This is a genomic window from Bacillus sp. FSL W8-0770 (assembly GCF_038008705.1).
GTDB lineage: Bacteria > Bacillota > Bacilli > Bacillales > Bacillaceae_G > Bacillus_A > Bacillus_A cereus.
Genome location: NZ_JBBOZR010000001.1, coordinates 1573366 through 1593422 on the forward strand (window position 1 = coordinate 1573366; position 20057 = coordinate 1593422).

Sequence of the window (20057 nt, forward strand, 5' to 3'; positions counted from 1 at the left end):
AGTGGACGGGTGTGTTTAAATGGAAAAGATGAAAAATGTTATTCAATCGTTAAAAACGTGGCATAAGTTAGTAATTGGTGCTGCGCTTTTAGCGATTGTAACAGGAGCACTTTTATACTTCACCTTGCCAGATAAATATGTTGTTGTATATCAAAATTTAAATGATACAGATAAACAAGAGATTACAGCAGAATTATCGAAGTTAGGTGTCGATTATCAATTAGCGGCCGATGGTTCGATTCGTGTGCAAAAGAATGATGCTCCATGGGTTCGAAAAGAAATGAATGGGATGGGCTTACCGTTTAATTCGAAAAGCGGTGAGGAAATTTTATTAGAAAGCTCTCTCGGTTCAAGTGAGCAAGATAAAAAAATGAAGCAAATTGTCGGTACGAAGAAGCAATTGGAGCAAGATATTGTAAGAAATTTTGCGACAGTTGAAACGGCAAATGTTCAAATTACATTGCCTGAAAAAGAGACAATTTTTGATGAAGAAAAAGCAAAAGGAACAGCGGCGATTACGGTTGGAGTGAAGCGTGGACAATTGCTAACAGCTGATCAAGTTGCGGGTATACAGCAAATGATTAGTGCAGCGGTTCCTGGTGTGAAAGCAGAAGAAGTAAGTGTTATTGATAGTAAAAAAGGTGTTATCTCAAAAGGAGCAGATGAAGCACATTCTAGTAGTTCCTCTTCTTATGAGAAAGAAGTAGAGATGCAGCACCAACTTGAAGGTAAATTAAAGCAAGATATTGATGCAACGTTAATGACGATGTTTAAACCGAATGAATATAAAGTGAATACGAAAGTATCTGTAAACTACGATGAAGTTACACGTCAGTCAGAAAAGTATGGTGATAAAGGTGTACTTCGTAGTAAACAAGAGCAAGAGGAAAGCTCTACTGCGCAAGAAGGGGCAGATACGAAGCAAGGTGCTGGTATTACAGCGAACGGTGAAGTGCCAAACTACGGTACGAACAATAATCAAAATGGTAAAGTTGTTTATGATAATAAAAATGGTAACAAAATCGAAAACTATGAAATAGATAAAACAGTTGAAACAATTAAGAAACACCCAGAATTAACGAAAACAAATGTTGTTGTATGGGTAGATAATGATACGCTAGTAAAACGTAGAATTGATATGACAACTTTTAAAGAAGCAATCGGAACAGCGGCAGGACTTCAAGCTGATCCGAACGGTAACTTTATAAATGGTCAAGTTAACGTTGTAACTGTTCAGTTCGATCAGCCGAAAGCCGAAAAAGAGAAAGAGCCAGAAAAAAGTGGTATGAACTGGTGGTTATTCGGTGGAATTACAGCTGGCTTATTAGCGATTGGTGGCCTAGTATGGTTCTTATTAGCAAGACGTAAGAGAAAGAAAGAAGAAGAGGAATATGAAGAATACTTAGCAGAAGAGGAAATTGCTGCAAGTAATGAAAGTATCTTGGAAATTCCTGAAGAAAAAATAGTGCCAGAGCCAAAACCTGAACCAGAAGAACCGAAAGAACCAACGTTAGATGAACAAGTGCAGGATGCTACGAAAGAACATGTAGAAGGAACTGCAAAAGTAATTAAAAAATGGTTAAACGGACAGTAAGGGAGGAACAACGATGTTAGATGAAATCTCCTCCAAAGAAAAAGCTGCCATCCTTATTCGTACATTAGAAGAAGGGGTGGCAGCAAAAGTCATAGAATATATGACAGCTGAGGAAAAAGAAGTATTACTTCGTGAAATCGCAAAGTTTCGTGTATACAAACCAGAAACGTTAGAAAATGTACTAGGAGAGTTCTTATATGAACTAAATGTAAAAGAATTGAACTTAGTCACTCCAGATAAAGAATACATTCGTCGCATATTTAAAAACATGCCAGAAGACGAACTGGAAAAATTATTGGAAGATCTTTGGTATAACAAAGATAATCCGTTTGAATTCTTAAATTCACTTACAGATTTAGAGCCACTTCTTACAGTGCTTAATGATGAGTCACCACAAACAATTGCAATTATCGCTTCTTATATTAAACCGCAACTTGCGTCTCAATTAATTGAGAGATTGCCAGATCATAAGCGCGTTGAAACGGTAATGGGTATAGCGAAACTAGAACAAGTTGATGGTGAGTTAATTAATCAAATTGGTGAGTTGTTAAAATCGAAATTAAATAATATGGCATTTAGTGCAATTAATAAAACTGATGGCTTGAAAACAATCGTAAATATTTTAAATAATGTTTCACGAGGTGTTGAAAAAACAGTCTTTCAAAAGCTGGATGAAGTCGATTATGAGTTATCTGAGAAAATTAAAGAAAATATGTTTGTCTTTGAAGACTTACTTGGTCTTGAAGATCTTGCGCTTCGCCGTGTATTAGAAGAAATTACAGATAACGGTGTTCTTGCGAAAGCACTTAAAATTGCAAAAGAAGAAATTAAAGAGAAATTATTTACATGTATGTCTTCAAACCGTAAAGAGATGATTCTAGAAGAATTAGATGGCTTAGGACCGCTTAAGATGACGGATGCTGAAAAAGCGCAGCAAACGATCACTGGTACAGTGAAAAAGCTAGAGAAAGAAGGAAGAATTATCGTTCAAAGAGGTGAAGAGGATGTCCTTATTTAAAAACAGAATTCCGAAGAATTCTGTTTCTTTTTCTGAAGAAACGTATGAATTACAATTTCCAAAACCAGCTTCAGTTCAAATAGAAGAGGAAGAATTACAAGCTGATCATGCAGAACTTCGCGCCCAGCAAGAATCGTTACATATGGAAATGAATCAGCTAAGGCAAGAGAAGCAAATGCTAGAACGAGAGCGGCAGCAGTTATTACAAGATAAAGAACAATTTCAAATGCATATTCATGAGCAAATGGAACAGATGGAAGCAGCGCGTGTGCAATTTCAAAAAGAACAACAAGAAACAGCGTATGAATGGACAGAGTTGTTATGGAATCAATCTTTTCATCTAGCAGAAAAAATCGTGAATCAAGCGGTAGATTCACGATTGCTTGATGTGTTACCTATTTTAACTGGCATCGTGCAAACATTGCCAACTTCGTTTGAAAAATTAATCATTACAGTACATCCAGAAACGTTTGAACGTATTCAAGAAGAGAAGGAGAATACGAAAGAATATTGGTTACTACAATTAGTAGAATGGAAATATGATTTCTCCCTGCAGTTTGGTGAATTTGTTCTGGAAGAAGAGAAAGAGTTCTTTGAATTTAAATTTGCACCTATATTTGCGAAACTTCGTCAGAAATGGGAAGAAGAGAAGTTATTTGAGGAGCAAAATGTATGAGCCGCCTGTTAATGAATGAGAACGAAAAATGGAATAAGTTCATTGAAACACCGCTGTATACGAAAGTAGGCAAAGTTCATAGTGTACAAGAACAGTTTTTCGTAGCAAAAGGGCCGAAAGCGAAGATCGGAGATGTTTGCTTCGTTGGAGAACATAACGTCTTATGTGAAGTGATTGCCATTGAAAAAGAAAATAATATGCTACTTCCATTTGAACAGACAGAAAAAGTATGTTATGGAGATTCAGTGACATTAGTTTCAGAAGATGTTGTTGTACCACGTGGTAATCACTTGCTCGGAACAGTGTTAAGTGCAAATGGTGAAGTGTTAAATGAGGAAGCTGAAAACATTCCATTACAGAAAATAAAACTAGATGCACCACCTATACATGCATTTGAACGTGAAGAGATTACCGATGTATTTGAAACAGGAATAAAATCAATTGATTCTATGCTAACAATTGGTATCGGTCAAAAGATTGGTATTTTTGCTGGGTCAGGTGTTGGTAAATCAACTTTACTTGGAATGATAGCAAAAAATGCAAAAGCTGATATAAATGTTATTAGTTTAGTAGGAGAACGTGGCCGGGAAGTAAAAGACTTTATTCGAAAAGAGTTAGGCGAGGAAGGTATGCGAAAAAGCGTCGTTGTTGTAGCGACGTCAGATGAAAGTCACCTTATGCAACTTCGTGCAGCGAAACTCGCAACGTCTATTGCTGAATACTTCCGTGATCAAGGTAATAACGTATTACTTATGATGGACTCTGTTACTCGTTTTGCCGATGCACGAAGAAGTGTTGATATTGCTGTTAAAGAATTACCGATTGGTGGTAAAACACTGTTAATGGAAAGTTATATGAAGAAGTTGTTAGAGCGGTCCGGAAAAACACAAAAGGGATCTATAACAGGTATTTATACGGTGCTTGTTGATGGGGATGATTTAAATGGTCCTGTACCAGATTTAGCACGTGGTATTTTAGATGGACATATCGTATTAAAGCGTGAGCTTGCAACGCTTAGTCATTATCCTGCAATTTCAGTATTAGATTCAGTAAGTAGGATTATGGAAGAAATTGTTTCGCCACATCATTGGCAACTTGCAAATGAAATGAGAAAGATTTTATCAATTTATAAAGAAAATGAATTGTATTTTAAGCTAGGAACGATTCAAGAAAATGAAGAAAATGCTTATATTTTTGAATGTAAAAATAAAGTAGAAGGCATAAATACATTTTTAAAGCAAGGTCGATCGGATAGTTTCCAATTTGATGATATCGTTGAAGCGATACAGCATATAGTATAAGGCCTCTGCCCAAGAGGTCTTATTTTTTTGTTTTTTAATATTTCACAGATTTTTTTGGAAAAAAACTATATAATAGAAAAAGAGAACGTTATAATAGAAAGGGGCTATGAAAACAGGTGGATAAACAGCAGTACGACACAATAAAATTGCAAATAAACCAAGAAAAAGAACATATTTTAAAAGAAGTGTATGAATTAACAGCTGAAAAAAGAAAAATAGAACAAAAAAAAGAATATGATTTATATGTTGTGAAATCGCGTAGTAAAGTCGTACAAACTGGGCAACGTATTATGGCTGGAATGCTTTCTTCACATACGTTTTCACCTGAAAGAATAGAAGAATGGAATCGAAAAATTAAAAAAACGGAAGGTTTTATTCAAAAAAATGAAAGCCTTTTAGAGCAAGTAAAAGAAAAAGAACGTGTCATTGATGAGATGTATCAAGAAGATTGCAAAAAGCTTGCGAAAGCACAAGAAAAGCTGGAAGAAAAAATGCTTCTGGATTTGAAAATGTGTATGAATGGATGAGGTGAATGTAGTGATACAGTCTGTATTACCGGTGCAACAAAGTTTACCTCCGCAAAAAGAAAAAGGGCTAGAAGTACAATCAAAAAATGAAGATTCTTCATTCGATCGTACGATGAGAATGGAAAATAAAAAACAGCCGCAAACGGAGAAAACGAAACGAGAAGAAGCACCAAAAGAAGAGAGAAAAGATTATATTCTTTCTAAAAAATCGGTAACGGAAGAAGAACCTATTGTAAAGAAAGAAGAAAAAAAAGAGACAGAACAGTTGTTATTAGCTGTATCTGAGCAAATGGTTGCAATTGAGCAATTACATGTGCAGCCGGAATTGTTATATCAATACATACAAAAAATACAAGAGCTATATAAAGAATATGGCAATATTAAACTTAATGAATTACCTGCAGCTGAATTACAACAATTACAAGAACTTCTTTCAAATATGAATATCAAAAATGCTATATGTTTAGAAGATACAATGCAAATGGTATTAGACAAAATGAAGATGCCAGAGCAAGCGATGCAAGCATTGAAGGCTGTAGAAACAGAAACTTGTAATATTGCAAAGAAACAAGAAGAGTTTAAAGACGTAGATCTTCCGAAAGCTGAGAGCGATGATGCAAAGATAGAGTTGCCAGAAGTTGATGCATTAAACGATTCGAGCTCTGCAGGTGCAGAATTATTAAATAAAACGACGAGTACCGAACAAATAGGGAAATCAAATAGTGGTGCTGAGAAAGTTTCATTACCTGACTTAGGAAAGAAAATGGAAGCGCAAGTAGAAGCGCTGCAAAAATTTGTAGTGAAACAAGAACGTGTTTTATTTCAGTTAAATCCAGAAAAACTTGGTACATTAACAGTGTTTATGAAAAAACACGGAGATCAAATTGACGTTCACGTAGAAATGGAAAAACACGATGCGAAAAAACGTGTTGAAATCATTTTTGATGAATTGAGATTAAAGTTAAAAGAAAAAGAAATCAATATTCAAATTAGCTATTCAGATAAAGATGAAAATCGTAAAGAACAGCGAGAACAAGAGCAAAGGCAAAAACAGAAATTAGCAAATACAAATCATGAAAAACAACAATCAACAGAATTTGCGGGATTATTGGAGGAATAAAGCGTGCCAACAGTTGGATTAAATACAACGAGTACAAATCATATTCCGTTACAAGCAGGAGCGCAAAAAAGTAATGTACCTGTTAATGGTGTACAATCGCCAGTGCAACAAAGTAATGGAGTTTCAGCAGGAGCGCAAAAGACTCCTGGGGTAATGGGGAAAGATGATTTCTTAAAATTGTTTTTATCAAGTTTCCAACATCAAGATCCATTTAATGCGATGGATATGAATCAAATGATGAATCAGACAGCGCAGTTATCTCTTATGGAACAAGTACAGAATATGACGAAAGCAGTAGATAAGCTGCAATCAACGATGTATTCAACAGCACTTGATGGTGGAATGAAGTTTTTAGGGAAATATGTAAGAGGTGTTGACGGTGACGGAAACAAAGTAACCGGTCAAGTAGAAACGGTTCGTCTTGCGGAAAATAACGATGTACAGCTCGTTATTAATAATAAAGTTGTCTCTCTTCGTTTCGTTGAGAGAGTGTCTGATAAACCGATTGGGGAAACGAATCCAGAAGACGCAAAGAAAGACGATCAAAAAGTAACTGAAGAAGTAAAAAATACAAATTCATAAGGAGTGTCCATACGTTATGATTAAAGCGTTATATACAAGTATTACAGGGATGAATGCAACACAAAATGCATTAAGTGTAACTTCAAATAATATTGCCAATGCACAAACAGTAGGTTATAAAAAACAAAAAGCAATGTTTGATGATTTACTATATAACAATTCGATTGGTGCAAAAGGTGACGGTAAATACGCAGGAACGAATCCGAAAAGTATTGGTAACGGTGTGAAAATGAGTGGTACGGTTACGGATTATAGTGATGGTACAATTACGTTAACAGGTGGCAAAACACAAGCAGCAATGGAAGGTAATGGTTTCTTCGTTGTAGGTGATTCAAAAGGCGGAAATATGGAATTTACTCGTAAAGGTACGTTTGGGATATCTTCAGATTACTATATTACGAATACTGAAGGTCAATACGTATTTGCCTACCCTGCAAATGAGGCAACTGGTGAAGTTGATTTATCTGGAATTCCAGGACCGTTGCAAATTCCAATGGGAACAGCAATTGGTGGTATTCGAACATCGAAAGGGACCATTAAAGGGAATATTCCAACTGGTGAAAAACAAATTACACAAGATTTACCTGTATATGATAATGCGGGGAATACATGGACAATGCGTGTAGAGTTTAAACAAACGAGCGAACATAACTATACATATAAAGTACAAATGCGCAATGACTCGAAAAAAGAAACAGAGTTTAAAGATGTTCCAGGTGCAGGTGGTAATATGACATTTGATGCTGTTGGAAATCCAAATCCGAAAGAGCAAGGAGCTAATATTCCATTTGATGGCGGCTCTATAAAATTAGACTTAAGCCATTTAACAAATCATCCAACAGATAAAACATTATCAGTAACAGACGTAGATGGTAGAGCAGCAGCGACGGTTAAAGATTGCTTCATTGCTGACGGTGGATATGTGATGGTAAAATATTCTGATGGAAGTATGAAATCTGCTGGCCAATTAGCTGTTGCGATGTTCCCGAACGAAGGTGGACTAATGAAAACAGGTAATGGTAACTATACGGCGACGAATACAACAGGTATTTTAGCTCTTGGTACATCTGGTCAAAACGGTGCAGGTAAAGTACGCGGTGGTGCACAAGAAGGTGCTAACGTAGATTTATCTGTAGAATTCGTTGACTTAATGTTATACCAACGCGGATTCCAAGGAAATGCGAAAGTAATTAAAGTTTCAGATGAAGTATTAAATGAAGTTGTAAACTTAATTAGATAATATATCGCATGGAAAAAATGTAATGGAGTAGAAAGGGTTTTTTATTCGTATGACAAGACAAGAGCGAATTTTACAATTGCCTTTTTTCGAAAATAAACGTGAACTTGCCGAGCAAGTATTAAAAATAGAACGAGAAGAGCATGTATATTTACCAGATCAATTTGAAATTAAGCAAGTGCCTCCGTATTCATTTGGCGAAAAACAAGCAATCATTGGCCGTATCCATGAGTTTTATTTCATAAGTGTTGGTAGCGATACTGTTTGGAAGTATCAACTGTTTAAGGATGAGATGAAGTGTCGTGAGTTTTTTGTTATGTTGCCAAATATTACGGATCAGCAGATAGCGTTTTGGTTTAATAACATAGAGTTATTGAAAGGTTCTTAAAAGCACTTTTTAGGTTTTGAGAGAGGACCTGGCGATGTTTTGGAGCGGTTAGTGCCTAATAGAGTCCCGACCGATGTGTAAGACCAGAGATATGTAGCGTTACTAGAGTAGTATGGTAGTGTAAGAAGTGGTAATATAAAATAGTTTTAAGTTAATTTAAGGTAGTTTTAGTATACAATTAGACTGAATTTCTATAAAAGGAGAGGTGAGGAGGATGGCGCAAAATAAGTATCGCGTTACATTCATTTCGCCGAGTGAGGTTGAGCAGCGGACTGTAATGGCGGCGAATAGTTTGCCAGATTTAATTCGTAAAGTAGAGAGTATTATCGCAGATCCAAACGGTTATTTTGTGAATGATAAAAAAAATAATTGTTATTTTAAAGTGATTAAAGAAAATGTTACGTTTATTCAATATGAGTTACTATTTTCGGATAAGGAAATTCATATTGAAAAATTAAAACATATAGCACCGGTAGTATTAAAACGATTATTCGAAGAAATAAATGACCCGGAATTATATGCACTTGCGCTACTTGATGTTGATATAGCAACGAAAGAATATGTGCTAGCAGAAATGAATTCTGAGCTGAGAATAAGAGTAGAGACGGAGCTTTCGAAAAAATGGGAAGCAATGCCGACGGAAATTGTAGGAGCACAAGAAGTGTTATTAGAGGCACTTGCTTCGTTTATACAAGATTAATTGTTTTTTAATAAAATGAATCGTTCGACTATCTATATTTTTTATATAGGTAGTTGACTTTTTCGCTTTTATAAAGCTTAATAATTAGATATACGGAATTAATGGAAGGGGAGCGACACCTTTATGTCACAAGCACAAAGTATTTTATTAGAAAGCGGAACAAATGAATTAGAGATTGTTACGTACACTGTTGGTGAAAACCTATTTAGTATTAATGTAATGAAAGTACGTGAAATCATTAATCCATTCCCTGTTACAACTGTGCCAGAATCTCATCATGCAGTTGAAGGTGTTGTTCAAGTACGTGGTGAAATTTTACCTGTTATTAACTTGGCAATGGCTCTTAATTTAAAGTCAACAAAGCCACTTGATCAAACGAAATTTATCATCTCAGAATTAAACCAAATGAAAGTTATTTTCCGCGTTGATGAAGTGCATCGTATTCAACGTATTTCGTGGGAACAAATTGATGAACCAGCTTCATTATCTATGGGACTAGAAGAAACGACATCTGGTATTGTAAAACTAGATGGAAAAATCATCTTACTATTAGATTATGAAAAAATTGTATGTGAAATTAGCGGCACTGGTTATGACAATAAATCAATTGCAGGATTAGAACAAAAAACAGATCGAGCTGAAAAAGTAATTTACATTGCAGAAGATTCAGCGATGCTTCGCCAAATATTAGAAGAAACATTATCATCAGCTGGATATACGAAAATGAACTTCTTCAGCAATGGTGCAGAAGCGTTAGCACAAATTGAAAAATTAGCGAAAGAGCAAGGCGAAAAAATGTTTGAACATATTCACTTGCTAATTACGGATATTGAAATGCCAAAAATGGATGGACATCATTTAACGAAAGTGGTTAAGGATAGTGAAGTAATGAATCGTTTACCAGTCATTATTTTCTCTTCATTAATTACAAATGAATTATTCCATAAAGGTGAAGCTGTAGGAGCAAATGCTCAAGTAAGTAAGCCAGATATTCAAGAGCTAATTGGTTTAGTTGATAAGTTAGTACTTTAAAAGTTTCTATTTAGCCGGAATAGAAGCTCTAGCCAAGTGTTGAGCGATCAGCGCTTAATAGAGCCCTATGCGATGTTGAGAACAGAGATATGGAGTGGTTATAGGTAAGTAGAAGAGCTGGTGTATAACATTTTTCTATTTAGTAGGAATAGAGGAACTACTTATGTAAGAAAGTTTTCAGTGCTTAATAGAGTCTCATGCGATGTGAGTTCAGAGGTATGAAGTAGTTTTAGGTAAGAAGAAGTGAGACTTCGATTGAGGATTTGAAGACTGGGTTTATAACTCTATTCTGTTAGAGAGAGGAAGGAATTAGCCATGTGTAGCATTGGCTAGTTCCTTTTTAGTATTCTATACTTTAAGCTGGCAGAAAAATAAAAGGTTTCTGAGGTGTTTGTCGCTGAATGTAAGTAAAATCTTCATTTGAAGATTTTTGATTTGAAAATATAAGAGAACGTATTTTTTGGATTATTTTAGTAATATTTTCGTGGTAACGCAAATTTTTTCGGTGAAAAAACATTTAAAATACCATATAATATAATTAAATGTAATTAATATGCAATTTTACATATTAATTAAAAAATATTTTCCAAATTTTTATACTTTCTATACATTTTTGTATGTTTATTATTTGACAGATAATTTCGAACTGTTATAATATGGATATGTAAAAATTGCTATTTTCTTAAAAGACATGGGAGTCAGATGAGAATTGTGAAAGGATGAGGGGGAGTGGCACAGATTATGTATCACCACACAGCAATTAATGTATTAGGTCTTTTACAAAACATGTCAAATAATAAAATGAACGATATGCAACTAGAGGCGGAATTAAAAAAAATAGAAAAAGAATTCCAAGTAAAGTATGAAGAATTAGTTGATTTACATAATAGAATGGTATTATTCCAAATAGATATAGAAAAAAATGGCGGGATGCGAGCATATGAAAAATCAACAATTACATGGCTGAAGTCTGAACTAGAGCTACTGTATGAAGTGTATCAATTTTGTCAACGTCACGGTTTAAACATTTTAAATATTTCAAAATACGTAAGTAAAAATGAACTAAATCTTTTTCCTAAAACGGAAAGTCAATTGCAAAATACGTATTATAAATTGAAAAAACGTGAAATACCGTTTGAAAATATTGAAAAACAAAAACCGGGACGAAAGCGAAAATATATACCAGTAAAAGAGACAATCGTTGCAAGAAAACAAGAAAACGAGTACGAATTAAAAGAAGAAATCCAGCATAAAGAGGATGAAAAAAATCTTGTAACAGTTATATCTGGTATCGTTGATAACTTTGAAACAATTAATCAATGTAGTGAAAGGAAAGAAGACGAACTACATCAGTTTATGGAAGGTATTTATAAGCTTTCTAGCATGGCGGCAGGGCGTTCTAGAGAAGCAAAGAATACACGTAGCTTAGAAGGTGAATTGCAGTCGTTACAACTAGAAAATGAAAGGCTAAAACGAGAGAAAGAAGAGCTTGTACAAGATATTAAAGGTATGACGCAGCTTTTAATTCATTTCATTACAAGTTCTGATATCGATCAAATTCGTAAATTACCAACTTTCGTACAAGATTGTAAAATGGAATTACATAAACTCGGGCTATATAATGCACAAGACGGAAAAATGAAAATAATGGTTGACCGTAGCGGACAAGTTATGACGGTAACACAGTAATAAAATTTGGGTACAAAATAAAAGGGAGATACATAGTTTATATGTATTTCCCTTTTATTTTGTATGGAATCGTTCCAAAGAAGGAAGATGAATTTTTATGATTGTAGTAGTTTAGAGACTATTTGTGGAATTTGGTTCGCTTGTGAAACCATACTAGTTGCAACTTCAGTCAATAATTTGAACTTTAAAAAATCACTCATCTCCTGCGCCATGTCTGTATCTTCAATTAGAGATGCAGCATCTGTTAACGCCATACTTTGGCTATTTAAATTTTCAATATTAAACTGTAAACGATTTATCATAGAGCCAAGGTCGGCACGATGAAGTGACACACTTTGCAAAGCCTCTTCGATTTTACGAATTGTCGTTCTTGCTTCTTGTTCCGTTGAAATCTTGATGTCATGTTGTGTAGGGGAAGGGGAAATAGATTTTGATATATGTACCGTATGACCGATATCGTCTAATGTAACACGGCGGTTTTGACCGTCAAATACAGATAAATCATTAAACTCAGTCGTCTCGCCAATATAGCCAATTTGTTCTGTTAAAGACTGAAACTCTTTATTCAGCGAATGACGGTTTTTATTTGAATTTGTACCGTTCGCAGATTGAACGGCTAAATCACGCATACGCTGTAAAATATTTGTCACAGTTTGAAGGGCAGCTTCCGCCGTGCGAAGCATCGATATCGCATCTTCATTATTACGAATCGCCACACGCATACCACTTGCTCTCGCATGCATCCGAGTAACAATTGCGATATTTGCGGGATTATCCGAAGCGTTGTTCAACTTCTTACCAGTCGCCAAATGCTCCATTGCAACATTCATATGCTTCTCATTCTCATACAACGACTGCCTAGCATTCATACTCAAAACATTCGTACCAATACGCATAATAGACACTCCTTATAGATTGATATAATCAATATTCAAAAGCTAATAAACGGCTATGAAGAGAAAAAGAGACTTATTCTCACTTTATCTTTTTGTTTTCATACACCGAACGAGAATAAAATAGGCCCTGACCGCTACTAAATATGGCTAGAGCTTCTCTTTAAGTTAAAAAATCTTTCAATCTATCTATATAGAAAAAATAAACCTCTCCGCAAGCAGAGAGGTTTATTCAGGAAACTAACTCAAATGGCTTATTGTAATAATTTAGAAACCATTTGTGGAGTTTGGTTTGCTTGAGAAAGCATGCTGATTCCAGCTTCGTTCAAGATTTTGAACTTAGTCATTTCAGACATTTCTTTCGCCATGTCAGCGTCTTCGATTTGAGAAGCAGCTGAAGCCATAGAAGAAGATTGGCTCTTCAGGTTGTTTACGTTAAAGTCTAGACGGTTTAATGTAGCACCTAGAGTTGCACGGTTAGAAGCAATATTTTTTAATGCTGTATCGATAGATGCGATTGCACCAGAAGCATTAGCTTTAAGATCTGTAGTCTCAAGTTTTGTTAATGTAGCAAATTCTTTACCAAGTGCTTGTGCAGCAGCTTGTGCACCAGCATCATTTGCTTTATTGTAGTCTTCAAGTTTCGTTTCAATTTTCTTTACATCGTCTGCAGACATGAATGGTTTAACCTTATCGAATTCTTTCATAGCAGCAGTTACATCTGCATCAAATGCGGCCTTATCAGCACCTGTTTTTGCTCCAAGATCAGCAAATGCTTTTGTAGTTGCATCATATACTGTTTTTTCTACTTTATCAGTTCCAATAGATAAAGTATCAAGTCCTAATTCTTTAGTAGAAACATTAGATAAGTTGATGTTGATTTGCTTACTTGTATCAGCATTATCTAATGTTTGAACTGCGATAGTTTTATTTGAACCATCTAATAATTTTTTATCATTGAACTCAGTGTTTGTAGAAATATAATCGATTTGTTCTTTTAATGCATCAAACTCTTTGTTTAATGCAGCTTGGTTTTCGTTAGTATTTGTACCATTTGCAGATTGGTTTGCAAGGTCACGCATACGAAGTAAGATGTTAGATACTGAGTTCATTGCTGAATCAGCAGTACGGATTAATGAAATACCGTCTTGCGTGTTATTAGCTGCTACTCCTAATCCACTTTCACGAGCACGCATACGAGTTGCGATTGCAAGACCTGCTGCATCGTCAGAAGCGTTGTTGATACGTTTACCGCTTGATAAACGGTCCATAGCGTTGCTCATTTTAGCTTGGTTTTGGCGCATGTACTCTTGAGTACGCATGCTGTTAATGTTTGTATTAATTCTCATGTTAAGAAACCCCCATTTTTTTATATTGACTTTTCTGCAAATTGAAAAACGATAATATGCGAAAAAATCAATTTCGAGATTTATTGTAATCCCTGTCATAGCGGGTGTCAACTAAAAATTCGAATTAATAAATATAAAAAAATAACAGTTTAACAATATATTCATTTTTTTATTACATAATTATTAAAAGGATTATTGCAAACTTTAAAAAAAAACTCTAATATTAGATTATCTTTGTTTTCCGAAAAGGTGATATTATGATAGTTGGAAATATAGTAAAAGAAGTGCTTGCATATAAGAAAGGGCAAATTCAGCAAAAGCTAAGTAGTCCACAAGCATTTGTTAGTAGTCGTTTTCAAGAGAAGTTGCAGAGTGAGCCTGCGAAGGAGACGAAAGAAACTACGCAGCCAGCAAAAGTAGAGGATATGAGTCAGCCGGTACAATCTACGAAAATAGAAACGGTTGTTAATAAGCCGGAACAATCTATTAATAAAGTAGATGAAGCGAGTAAGCCCGAAGAAAAGGGTGAAACGAAGAAAGCAGATGAAGTGCAAGTTGCGCAAAAAGAGTTTGGACGACGTTTCCCAGAAACGAAAAATGAGGCTGCTGATACGTGGGGATTAACGAAGAAGTATAATATTCAAAAAATACGTTCTTCCAATGAAGGGAAGTATGAGGATATTATTGATCGTGTAAGTCGTACATATGGAATTCCAAAAACGTTAATTCAAAAAATGATTGAAGTAGAGTCTAATTTTAATCCGAAAACGGTGTCACATGCCGGTGCGATGGGTCTTATGCAGCTTATGCCAGCGAATGTGAAGGAGATGGGTGTGAAGAATCCCTTTTCACCAGATGAAAGTATTGAAGGTGGCGTGAAAGAGTTAAGCGGTTATTTAAAGAAAAATAACGGCGACTTAGTATTGGCGCTTGCTTCTTATAATGCTGGTCCTGGTAATGTGAGAAAGTACGGAGGCGTACCGCCATTTAAAGAAACGCAAGGATATATTAAAAAAATATTAAATATCGACGTTTCAAAATAAGAAGTTTCATATATAGAGAGAACATGAAATTTTCGTGAACATGATATGGGAGTTGGCTAGATTTGAAATTACAAGATGATATTCCGTTAACAATTTATTTTGAAATCGGAAATACGAAAAAGAAAATTGAAGATCTGCTTCATATTACGAAAGGTACATTGTATCGTCTTGAAAATTCAACGAAAAATACGGTGCGTCTTATGCTTGAGAATGAAGAGATTGGAACCGGAAAGATTTTGACGAAGAATGGAAAGATGTACGTTGAAATCGTTGAATTGAAAAGGTAGGGAAGGGGATTGTCATGAGTGGCGAAAAATTAAGCCAAGAGCAAATTGATGCCCTGCTGAAGGCGGTAAATGAAGGCGAGGAAATGCCAGCTTTCGCACAAGAAGCAGGAAAGCAAGAGAAATTTCAAGAGTATGATTTTAATAGACCAGAGAAGTTCGGTGTTGAGCATTTACGTAGTTTGCAAGCGATTGCTTCTACGTTTGGGAAACAGACGTCACAGACGTTATCAGCGCGTATGCGTATTCCAATTGAACTAGAGCCTTCAACGGTTGAGCAAGTTCCATTTACGAGTGAGTATGTGGAGAAAATGCCGAAAGATTATTATTTATATTGTGTAATTGATCTCGGTTTACCAGAGCTTGGAGAAATTGTTATTGAGATTGATTTAGCATTCGTTATTTATATTCATGAATGTTGGCTTGGCGGAGATAGTAAGCGTAACTTTACGATGCGCAGACCGTTAACAGCATTTGAGTTTTTAACGCTTGATAATATATTCTTGCTTCTTTGTAAAAATTTAGAGCAATCATTTGAAAGTGTTGTTGCGATTGAACCGAAATTTGTAACGACAGAAACAGATCCGAATGCACTAAAGATTACGACAGCGAGCGATATCATTTCATTACTTAACGTAAATATGAAAACAGATTTTTGGAATACGACGGTGCGTATCGGGATTCCATTCTTATCTGTTGAAGAAATTATGGATAAGTTAACGTCTGAAAATATTGTCGAACATTCTTCAGACAAGCGTAAAAAGTATACGTCTGAAGTGGAAGTGAAAGTAAATCAAGTGTACAAACCTGTTCACGTTGCAATTGGCGAGCAGAAAATGACAATGAGTGAGATTGAACAAATTGAAGAAGGCGATATCATTCCGCTTCATACGAAAGTTTCGGATGAATTACTTGGTTATGTAGATGGAAAGCATAAATTTAATTGTTTTATTGGAAAAGATGGAACGCGTAAGGCGCTCCTATTTAAAAGTTTTGTAGAGTAGGAGGATCCATATGAAGCATGAAGTATCTCCCGTGTCATTAATGGGATTAGAAGATTTTGCAGGAAAGCGAAATGAAGCAGGCAAAGCACATATTGATACTGTTTCAGATATTTCGATTGAACTTGGTGTAAAGCTTGGAAAGTCATCTATTACACTTGGTGATGTAAAGCAGTTAAAAGTTGGCGATGTTCTTGAAGTAGAGAAAAACTTAGGACATAAAGTAGATGTGTATTTAAGTAATATGAAAGTCGGCATCGGTGAAGCAATCGTAATGGACGAGAAATTCGGTATTATCATTTCTGAAATTGAAGCTGATAAGAAACAAGCGGCGCTTATGAAAGCGCAAAGTCAAATGCAAGATAAAGAGTAGAGGAGGAGTCATATGTCGTATATGACGACCTTATTTCAAGTCGTTTTACTGTTTGGTGCGCTCGGCTACGGTGCATATTATATGACGAAAAAGACGCGCAAACAGCAGTTTTTTAAGCAGGGTGAAAATGGCCATATACAAGTAAAAGACGGCGTTTATTTAAATCATCAAACGAGTGCCTTTTTATTTGAAGTGGACGGAAAGCAAGTGTTTACTGTTATTAGTAATAACGGTGTGCAGTCTGTACAATTAACCGGAACAGGAAATCAGTTTCAACAAGCACTAGAAGACGCGGTGAAGAGTGAAACGAAAAAAGTAGAGGATCCATCATGAGAATAAAGAAACAGTTACCATTATTAGCCGTTATTTTCGTATTTTCTATCGTTTTTTCAATTATTTTTGTAAATCCAGCGTATGCAGCCCCGAACGGTTTTATTAATTTCGAAAATGGGAAAGAGTTTACGAGTAATTCAAGTGTACAACTATTTGCGCTCGTTACCCTTTTATCATTATCTTCTTCTATCGTTCTATTATTTACACATTTTACTTATTTTATGATCGTTCTAGGGATTACACGCCAAGGACTTGGGGTAATGAATTTACCACCAAACCAAGTGCTTGTTGGACTTGCATTATTTTTATCACTCTTTACGATGCAGCCTGTACTTGGGCAACTGAAGAGTGATGTGTGGGATCCGATGACGAAAGAGAAAATAACAGTAAGTCAAGCTGCGGAAACGACAGCTCCTATTATGAAAGAATATATGTCAAAGCATACGTATAAGCATGATTTAAAAATGATGCTGAAAGTACGCGGAGAAGAGTTGCCGAAAGATTTGAAAGATCTTTCACTATTTACGCTCGTACCATCCTTTACGTTAACGCAAATTCAAAAAGGTTTACTGACAGGGATGTTCATTTATTTAGCGTTTGTATTTATAGATTTGATTATTAGTACACTTTTAATGTACCTCGGGATGATGATGGTACCGCCGATGATTTTAAGTTTACCGTTTAAAATACTCGTTTTCGTATATTTAGGTGGATATACAAAAATCGTCGACATTATGTTTAAAACGGTCGCCTGAAGCGTTTGATGCTATGTGATAGGAGTCATATAAATGAATACGTCACCAATTATAGATATTTTTCAAACCTTTTTTTATAAAGGGGTTATGATTTTAATGCCGGTTGCCGGCGTAAGTATGATTGTCGTTATTATCATCGCTGTCATTATGGCGATGATGCAAATTCAAGAGCAAACGCTGACGTTTTTACCGAAAATGGCGAGTATTGTCCTCGTTATTATCATTTTAGGTCCGTGGATGTTCCAAGAGTTAACGACGCTTATTTTAGATTTATTTGATAAAATCCCATCGCTATTGCGTTCGTACTAAGATAGGTGAACTGAAATGAATATGGAATTATGGGCGGCGACGTTTTTTGCGTTTTGCCGCATTACTTCATTTTTATATTTTTTACCGTTTTTCTCAGGACGATCTATTCCAGCTATGGCGAAGGTTACATTTGGGCTCGGTCTGTCGATTACAGTTGCCGATCAAGTTGATGTTTCTCATATAAAGACGGTTTGGGATGTAGCTGCTTATGCAGCGACGCAAATTGTCATTGGATTATCTCTTTCAAAAATTGTAGAAATGCTGTGGAACATTCCGAAAATGGCTGGACATATTTTAGACTTTGATATCGGTTTATCACAGGCGAGTTTGTTTGATGTGAATGCAGGATCACAGTCTACTTTACTTTCAACACTTTTTGATATGTTCTTCCTCATTATTTTTATTTCACTTGGCGGCATTAATTATTTCGTTGCCACGATTTTAAAGTCGTTTCAATATACAGAGGCGATTTCAAAATTGCTGACGACTAGTTTTTTAGATAGTCTACTCGCAACGCTATTATTTGCGATCACATCAGCGGTTGAAATTGCTCTTCCGCTTATGGGAAGTTTATTCATCATTAACTTTGTTCTTATTTTAATTGCAAAAAACGCTCCGCAATTAAACGTTTTTATGAATGCATACGTAATTAAAATTACGTGCGGTATTTTGTTTATTGCAATGAGTGTACCGATGCTCGGTTATGTGTTTAAAAATATGACGGATGTATTACTTGAAGAGTATACGAAACTATTTAACTTTTTCTTAACGAAGTAGGGGGACGCGCATGGCAAAGGATAATAAAACAGAAAAGGCCACCCCGCAGAAGCGTAAAAAATCGCGTGAAGAAGGGAATATTGCCCGGAGTAAAGATTTAAATAATTTATTTTCCATTCTCGTATTAGCAGTTGTCGTTTATTTCTTCGGAGATTGGCTAGGGTATGAGATTGCAAATTCCGTAGCGGTGCTGTTTGATCAAATTGGAAAAAATACAGATTCAACCGAGTATTTTTATTTAATGGGGATTTTATTACTGAAAGTATCGGCTCCGATATTAATACTCGTATACGCTTTTCATTTATTCAATTATATGATTCAAGTCGGCTTCCTATTTTCTTCTAAAGTCATTAAACCGAAAGCGTCACGTATTAATCCGAAAAACTATTTTACGAGACTGTTTAGTCGTAAAAGTTTAGTAGATATTTTGAAATCACTATTTTATATGGGATTAATCGGTTACGTCGCTTACGTTCTCTTTAAAAAGAATTTAGAGAAAATTGTCAGTATGATTGGATTTAACTGGACTGCATCACTTACTGAAATTATTAGGGAAATTAAATTTATTTTCTTAGCAATTTTAATTATTTTAATCGTTCTTTCTATTATTGATTTCATTTATCAAAAATGGGAGTACGAGCAAGATATTAAGATGAAAAAAGAAGAAGTGAAACAAGAGCATAAAGATAATGAAGGGGACCCGCAAGTTAAAGGGAAACGAAAAAACTTTATGCATGCAATCTTGCAAGGAACAATTGCGAAGAAGATGGATGGCGCAACGTTTATTGTAAACAACCCGACTCATATTTCGGTCGTACTTCGTTACAATAAACACGTTGATGCAGCACCAATTGTCGTTGCAAAAGGGGAAGATGAGCTCGCATTATATATACGAACGCTTGCCCGTGAACAAGAAATACCAATGGTGGAAAACCGTCCGCTTGCTCGTTCTTTATATTATCAAGTCGAGGAAGATGAGACGATTCCAGAAGATTTATATGTAGCTGTAATTGAAGTTATGCGCTATTTAATTCAGACGAATGAACTTGAAGTATAATAGCGCGTTTGGAGGAGAT

The 20057-nt window shown here is 35.4% G+C and carries 23 protein-coding genes; 21 read left to right on the forward strand and 2 right to left on the reverse strand.

Going from position 1 to position 20057, the window contains the following annotated elements; all coding sequences use genetic code 11:
• Window positions 1-19: 19 nt before the first annotated feature.
• The 12 genes from NST27_RS08270 to NST27_RS08325 all read left to right on the forward strand — a co-directional run bounded on the left by NST27_RS08270 (window position 20) and on the right by NST27_RS08325 (window position 11864).
• Window positions 20-1594 carry a flagellar M-ring protein FliF C-terminal domain-containing protein gene (locus NST27_RS08270; protein WP_000413953.1) on the forward strand — a complete coding sequence of 525 codons (1575 nt, stop codon included), beginning with the start codon at window positions 20-22 and terminating at the stop codon, window positions 1592-1594.
• 13 nt (window positions 1595-1607) lie between these two features.
• Complete coding sequence (gene fliG / locus NST27_RS08275) at window positions 1608-2612, forward strand: flagellar motor switch protein FliG (protein ID WP_000883364.1); 1005 nt, start codon at window positions 1608-1610, stop codon at window positions 2610-2612.
• Window positions 2599-3288 (forward strand): FliH/SctL family protein, encoded by a 690-nt coding sequence (locus tag NST27_RS08280; RefSeq protein ID WP_000051692.1) that lies wholly within the window; start codon window positions 2599-2601, stop codon window positions 3286-3288. Before fliG ends, NST27_RS08280 begins: the two co-directional genes overlap by 14 nt.
• Window positions 3285-4589, forward strand: coding sequence for a flagellar protein export ATPase FliI (locus tag NST27_RS08285; protein WP_000088698.1), 1305 nt, complete (start codon window positions 3285-3287; stop codon window positions 4587-4589). Before NST27_RS08280 ends, NST27_RS08285 begins: the two co-directional genes overlap by 4 nt.
• A 116-nt stretch (window positions 4590-4705) precedes the next feature.
• A complete protein-coding gene (locus NST27_RS08290) occupies window positions 4706-5116 on the forward strand; it encodes a hypothetical protein (protein ID WP_000360855.1) in 411 nt (136 codons plus the stop codon).
• A gap of 10 nt (window positions 5117-5126) precedes the next feature.
• Window positions 5127-6236: a flagellar hook-length control protein FliK gene (locus NST27_RS08295; protein WP_000616454.1), complete on the forward strand. Its 1110-nt coding sequence runs from the start codon at window positions 5127-5129 to the stop codon at window positions 6234-6236.
• A gap of 3 nt (window positions 6237-6239) precedes the next feature.
• Window positions 6240-6818: a flagellar hook assembly protein FlgD gene (locus NST27_RS08300; protein WP_001143460.1), complete on the forward strand. Its 579-nt coding sequence runs from the start codon at window positions 6240-6242 to the stop codon at window positions 6816-6818.
• 16 nt (window positions 6819-6834) lie between these two features.
• Entirely contained in the window at window positions 6835-8058 is a 1224-nt protein-coding gene (locus NST27_RS08305; protein ID WP_000588321.1) for a flagellar hook protein FlgE, read from the forward strand.
• Between the two features lie 49 nt (window positions 8059-8107).
• Window positions 8108-8443 carry a DUF3964 family protein gene (locus NST27_RS08310; RefSeq protein WP_000198169.1) on the forward strand — a complete coding sequence of 112 codons (336 nt, stop codon included), beginning with the start codon at window positions 8108-8110 and terminating at the stop codon, window positions 8441-8443.
• A gap of 214 nt (window positions 8444-8657) precedes the next feature.
• The gene (locus NST27_RS08315; protein ID WP_000068298.1) at window positions 8658-9143 is read left to right on the forward strand and encodes a hypothetical protein; all 486 of its coding nucleotides are present in this window, start codon (window positions 8658-8660) and stop codon (window positions 9141-9143) included.
• A gap of 123 nt (window positions 9144-9266) precedes the next feature.
• Window positions 9267-10175 (forward strand): chemotaxis protein, encoded by a 909-nt coding sequence (locus tag NST27_RS08320; protein ID WP_000075943.1) that lies wholly within the window; start codon window positions 9267-9269, stop codon window positions 10173-10175.
• A 741-nt stretch (window positions 10176-10916) separates the two neighbouring features.
• Entirely contained in the window at window positions 10917-11864 is a 948-nt protein-coding gene (locus NST27_RS08325; protein WP_000274677.1) for a DNA-binding domain-containing protein, read from the forward strand.
• Between the two features lie 95 nt (window positions 11865-11959).
• On the opposite strand, the gene NST27_RS08330 is transcribed toward NST27_RS08325, so the two are convergent.
• Together NST27_RS08330 and NST27_RS08335 are read right to left on the reverse strand one after the other, a co-directional pair.
• Window positions 11960-12760: a flagellin N-terminal helical domain-containing protein gene (locus tag NST27_RS08330; RefSeq protein WP_001219687.1), complete on the reverse strand. Its 801-nt coding sequence runs from the start codon at window positions 12758-12760 to the stop codon at window positions 11960-11962.
• A 251-nt stretch (window positions 12761-13011) separates the two neighbouring features.
• Window positions 13012-14106: a flagellin N-terminal helical domain-containing protein gene (locus NST27_RS08335; RefSeq protein WP_001222338.1), complete on the reverse strand. Its 1095-nt coding sequence runs from the start codon at window positions 14104-14106 to the stop codon at window positions 13012-13014.
• Between the two features lie 257 nt (window positions 14107-14363).
• Between NST27_RS08335 and NST27_RS08340 the strand changes: the two genes are divergently transcribed.
• From NST27_RS08340 to flhB, 9 genes are all read left to right on the forward strand, one after another.
• Window positions 14364-15149, forward strand: coding sequence for a lytic transglycosylase domain-containing protein (locus tag NST27_RS08340; RefSeq protein ID WP_047385835.1), 786 nt, complete (start codon window positions 14364-14366; stop codon window positions 15147-15149).
• A 62-nt stretch (window positions 15150-15211) separates the two neighbouring features.
• A complete protein-coding gene (locus NST27_RS08345; RefSeq protein ID WP_000775712.1) occupies window positions 15212-15436 on the forward strand; it encodes a flagellar motor switch protein FliN in 225 nt (74 codons plus the stop codon).
• Between the two features lie 14 nt (window positions 15437-15450).
• Entirely contained in the window at window positions 15451-16437 is a 987-nt protein-coding gene (gene fliM, locus NST27_RS08350; protein WP_000012360.1) for a flagellar motor switch protein FliM, read from the forward strand.
• A gap of 10 nt (window positions 16438-16447) precedes the next feature.
• Window positions 16448-16807: a flagellar motor switch protein FliN gene (gene fliN / locus NST27_RS08355; protein WP_000680010.1), complete on the forward strand. Its 360-nt coding sequence runs from the start codon at window positions 16448-16450 to the stop codon at window positions 16805-16807.
• A 12-nt stretch (window positions 16808-16819) separates the two neighbouring features.
• The gene (locus tag NST27_RS08360) at window positions 16820-17140 is read left to right on the forward strand and encodes a hypothetical protein (RefSeq protein ID WP_000121176.1); all 321 of its coding nucleotides are present in this window, start codon (window positions 16820-16822) and stop codon (window positions 17138-17140) included.
• Window positions 17137-17895 carry a flagellar type III secretion system pore protein FliP gene (locus NST27_RS08365; protein WP_001220573.1) on the forward strand — a complete coding sequence of 253 codons (759 nt, stop codon included), beginning with the start codon at window positions 17137-17139 and terminating at the stop codon, window positions 17893-17895. Before NST27_RS08360 ends, NST27_RS08365 begins: the two co-directional genes overlap by 4 nt.
• Window positions 17896-17928: 33 nt before the next feature.
• On the forward strand, window positions 17929-18204 hold the full coding sequence (locus NST27_RS08370; protein WP_001098085.1) for a flagellar biosynthetic protein FliQ: 276 nt from the start codon (window positions 17929-17931) through the stop codon (window positions 18202-18204).
• 15 nt (window positions 18205-18219) lie between these two features.
• Window positions 18220-18981 carry a flagellar biosynthetic protein FliR gene (locus NST27_RS08375; protein ID WP_001055706.1) on the forward strand — a complete coding sequence of 254 codons (762 nt, stop codon included), beginning with the start codon at window positions 18220-18222 and terminating at the stop codon, window positions 18979-18981.
• 10 nt (window positions 18982-18991) lie between these two features.
• The gene (gene flhB / locus NST27_RS08380; RefSeq protein ID WP_001030111.1) at window positions 18992-20038 is read left to right on the forward strand and encodes a flagellar type III secretion system protein FlhB; all 1047 of its coding nucleotides are present in this window, start codon (window positions 18992-18994) and stop codon (window positions 20036-20038) included.
• The last annotated feature ends 19 nt before the right edge of the window (window positions 20039-20057 follow it).